This is a genomic window from Proteiniphilum sp. UBA1028, assembly GCF_002316955.1.
GTDB lineage: Bacteria > Bacteroidota > Bacteroidia > Bacteroidales > Dysgonomonadaceae > Proteiniphilum.
This window is the reverse complement of the sequence record NZ_DCEN01000005.1, coordinates 9605-10302: the sequence shown is the minus strand read 5'-3', so window position 1 is coordinate 10302 and position 698 is coordinate 9605. Positions and strand designations below refer to the sequence as shown.

Sequence of the window (698 nt, the reverse complement as noted above, 5' to 3'; positions counted from 1 at the left end):
TGTCCGGTTTAATTTTCCCAAAGTGGCAGGAAGGGATAATCGGACTGATTGTTTAAATTATTATTGCCACTAAAGAGTTCTTTGATATTCGTTTTTTCAAACAAGGCCAGCCCTGGAGTCTGAGTGAAAGTATACAAACTTACAGGGATACCCAGTTTCTTTTTAGCAATAGCTGCGAGAAGATAAGNNATTGGTATTGAACCTCTTAAATCAAGAACAGTATGCATCCTTACGGCACCTTTGGTCTTTCGAAATTTTGCCCGGGGGAACAGACTTAAACACAAGTCAATTGTAGTACTGTCCAGAGCGTAGACCATATTGTCAATATCCAATCTAAAATTGGGATCATCTGCATATAATGGTCTGGCTTGTTTGATTAAAACCTGTGCATAATCGGCATAGATTTTCCAATTGCGTTTCTCGTTGGCCTCTGCCAATGTGGATTTTGCAGTTTCGGATCTCAAACCGGAGTGGTAAAGCTTCGATGAAAAAGCAGTTAAGCTGTTTTCAATGTCACGAAGGCTTTCTCTAGCGGTTAATTGGGCAAAACTCATCACCAGAAAATGCTCGTTACAAGTGAATCTTCTTACACGGAAGTCACCCTTGTAGCGATCAACGCATCTCTGGAATTGAAAATCTGATCTAACCTTCATTAGTTGTGATAGAACCGTTTTGCCTGAATTCATAATATTGAATAT

General features: G+C 39.5%; 1 pseudogene. It reads right to left on the bottom strand.

The features are described from left to right. Positions 1 to 191: 191 nt before the first annotated feature. Positions 192 to 686, bottom strand: a pseudogene (locus B3Z75_RS00670) (DUF4372 domain-containing protein); the annotation flags it as partial. Positions 687 to 698: the final 12 nt, after the last annotated feature.